Below are 3,147 nucleotides of genomic sequence, written 5' to 3'. Positions count from 1 at the left end.
GAATCAATGGGGATGACCTGCTGGGGCCCGTTCCGCATTGGCTTCAACGGCCAAGAAATGGATTCCGTTCAAGCGGGCTTGTTTACGCGCTAGGTGCCACCGAACGGGATTCAGCAAAGCGACTCTCCACTGACTCCAGCGTCAGAATAAATCACCGAACAAATGTTCAGGGCGGTTGAGCCCCGGGGGCCCTCGCGCTAGCATCGCCGGGCCGTGAATTGAGGCGCAGGGCCGATCCGAATGCCTATTCGGAGCCCGCGCCATCTTTTCCCATCACGCGAAGGAGACCCTGGCTCATGGATATGTCCTTTACCAAGGAAGACGAGGAATTCCGCGCCGAAGTGCGCAAGTTCCTCGACGAGGCGATGCCCGCCGACATCAAGGAAAAAGCCGCGCGCGGCGCACACTTCGAACACGAAGACACGATGCGTTGGCACAAGATTCTCTACGACAAGGGCTGGGTGGCCCCGCACTGGCCGAAGGAACACGGCGGCACGGGCTGGGACGTCACGCAGCGACACATCTTCAATGAAGAGACCGCGCTGGCCAACACCCCGCCGCTCTCGCCCTTCGGGCTCATCATGGTTTCGGCCGTGATCATGCAGTTCGGCACCGACGAGCAGAAGCAGCGCTTCCTTCCCAAGATCCTCTCGGGTGAAGAGGTCTGGTGTCAGGGCTACAGCGAACCCAACGCCGGTTCCGACCTGGCGAGCCTGCAGCTCAAGGCCGAGGACGACGGCGATCACTACATCCTCAACGGTCAGAAGACCTGGACCACCAACGCCCAGTACGCCGACTGGGTCTTCGTGCTCGCGCGCACCTCGAGCGCCGGCAAGAACCAGGAAGGCATCACGTTCGTCCTGGCCGACTGCAAGAACACGCCGGGCATCGAAGTAAAGCCCTTCCTGAACATCTCGGGCACCGAGGCATTCTCGGAGACCTTCTTCGAGAACGCGCGCGTTCCCAAGGCCAACCGCATCGGCCCCGAGGGCGGAGGCTGGACCATCGCCAAGGCGCTGCTCGGTCACGAGCGCACCGGCATCGCTGGCGTCCCGCAGATCCGTCGCATGATCTCGACCGCCAAGGCCGTTGCCCGCGAGACGAAGGTCGGCGATGCACGCCTGATGGACGACCCGCGTTTCCGCAAGCGCATCGCCGAGCTGGAAGTCCTCCACCGCTCGCTGGAAATGACCAACCTGCGCACCCTGGCCGCCGCACAGAAGGGCAAGGCGCCCGGTCCCGAGAGCTCGATTCTCAAGATCCGCGGCTCGGAGCTCCAGCAGCGTGCGGCCGAGCTGACCCTCGATGCGATGGGCCAGAACGCCATGGGCTGGTTCGATTCCGGTGACGATGCGATCCCCTCGCGCGAGCAGTGGGTCGCCTCGAATTTCTGCTACGGCCGCGCCGCCACGATCTACGGCGGCTCCAACGAGATTCAGCGCAACATCATCTCGAAGATGATCCTGGGCCTGCCCAGCGGCGGCAAGCGCTAAAGGAGGAACATCATGCATTTCGACCTTACCGACGAACAGAAGATGCTCGGCCAGACGGCCGAGAGCTTTGCCAAGAAAGATTCACCCGTTGAGCGCTTCCGCAAGATGCGCGAGACCGAAACCGGCTGGGACAAGGCCATGTGGGAGAAGATCGGCAGCGAGCTCGGGCTCACCGCCATTCCCTTCCCCGAAGAACTCGGCGGCATCGGCGGCGGCCTGGTGGATCTCTTCACCGTGGTGACCCCGCTGGGCAGCTCGCTCGTACCCGAGCCCTTTGTCACCAGCATCGCCGTGTGCGGCATGGCGATCTCCCAGAGCGGCACCGATCAGCAGAAGGAGCAGATCCTCGCCCCGGTGATCGAGGGCAAGGCGAGCCTCGCGCTGGCCTACGCCGAAAAGGACAGCCGCTACAACCCGGCGCTCATCGCCGCCGAGGCCAAAGAAGCCAGCGGCGAGTTCACCATCAGCGGCACCAAGGTGTGGGTCGACAACGGCCACGCCGCCGACACGCTGATCGTGGCGGCGCGCACCTCCGGCAAGGCCGGCGATGAGAGCGGCGTCACGCTCTTCCTCGTTCCCGGCGATGCCGCGGGGCTCTCCCGCAAGGCGGTGAGCACCATGGACGGCTTCAAGCGCGGCCTCGTCACGCTCGAGAACGTGAAGGTTCCGGCCTCTGCGATGCTCGGCGAAAAGGACAAGGGCTTTGCCATCCTCGAGCGAGCGCTCGATCGCGGCGCCGCCATGGCCGTGGCCGAGGGCCTTGGCATGGCCCGCACCGCGATGATGACCACCATCGAGTATCTCAAAGTCCGCGTGCAGTTCAACGTGCCCATCGGCAGCTTTCAGGCCCTGCAGCACCGCGCCGCCGACATGTTCATCGAGGCGCAGCTCCTGCACTCCATGGCCATCCTCGCAGCAATTGAGGGCGACAACGAAGACCGCGATGTGCGTCGCAAGGCCGTGAGCCAGGCCAAGGTGCAGCTCGAAAAATCGGGCTGGTTCATCACCTCCGAGGCCATCCAGCTCCACGGCGGCATCGGTTGCACCGACGAGCAGGACGTGGGCCTGTTCTTCAAGCGCATGCACGCTTTGAATCACATGTACGGCGACATCGACTACCACCTCGACCGCCTGGCCGGCCTGTCGGACTTTGAAGAGACGGCCGCGTAAGCGGCGACGCTGATGCTTCAATGGAAACGGCCCCCGGATGGGGGCCGTTTTGTTTTGGGTCGAAAGTGCCAGCACAATCCCTCCTCCCCCACGGGGGGAGGTGGCCGCAGGCCGGAGGGGGTGTCGCGAATGGCTCCTAGTTTCCTGATCGCCGCCTGGTATGACCCCCTCAGCCCGACTGGGCCGGACAGCTCCCCCGGCGCGGGGGAGCGGGGAAGGAATTGTCTCTATCCCATCTCACTCAGCCCGCTCGTCTCGCTCCAGCGCCGGGTGTTGAGATCGATGGCGCGTGCCAGATCGACGAACAGGGTGAGGTCGTCGAAGAGCTCGCGCAGTTCGGAGAAGCGGGTGATGGGGCGAAAGAGCGGGGGCTCGAAGAGGCCGCGGGTGAGCGTCACGGCGGCGAAGAAACGGCCTTGCCGGATGCTCATGCTCACAGGCGTGCCGCTTTTCTCGCGGAAGGCGACCATCTCCTCCATGATCG

Annotated in this window: 3 protein-coding genes; 2 read left to right on the top strand and 1 reads right to left on the bottom strand. The window is 64.3% G+C overall.

Annotation, left to right across the window (positions count from 1 at the left end; all coding sequences use genetic code 11):
* Window positions 1–296 precede the first annotated feature (296 nt).
* On the top strand, window positions 297–1,493 hold the full coding sequence (locus tag KDH09_19270) for an acyl-CoA dehydrogenase family protein (GenBank protein ID MCB0221847.1): 1,197 nt from the start codon (window positions 297–299) through the stop codon (window positions 1,491–1,493).
* A 12-nt stretch (window positions 1,494–1,505) separates the two neighbouring features.
* Window positions 1,506–2,663 carry an acyl-CoA dehydrogenase family protein gene (locus KDH09_19265; GenBank protein MCB0221846.1) on the top strand — a complete coding sequence of 386 codons (1,158 nt, stop codon included), beginning with the start codon at window positions 1,506–1,508 and terminating at the stop codon, window positions 2,661–2,663.
* 227 nt (window positions 2,664–2,890) lie between these two features.
* On the opposite strand, the gene KDH09_19260 is transcribed toward KDH09_19265, so the two are convergent.
* The coding region (locus tag KDH09_19260) for a DUF3137 domain-containing protein (GenBank protein ID MCB0221845.1) at window positions 2,891–3,147 on the bottom strand (257 nt) is incomplete at its 5' end.

This window comes from Chrysiogenia bacterium, assembly GCA_020434085.1.
In the GTDB taxonomy this organism is placed as follows: Bacteria; JAGRBM01; JAGRBM01; order JAGRBM01; family JAGRBM01; genus JAGRBM01.
This window is presented reverse-complemented; position numbering and strand designations above follow the sequence as displayed.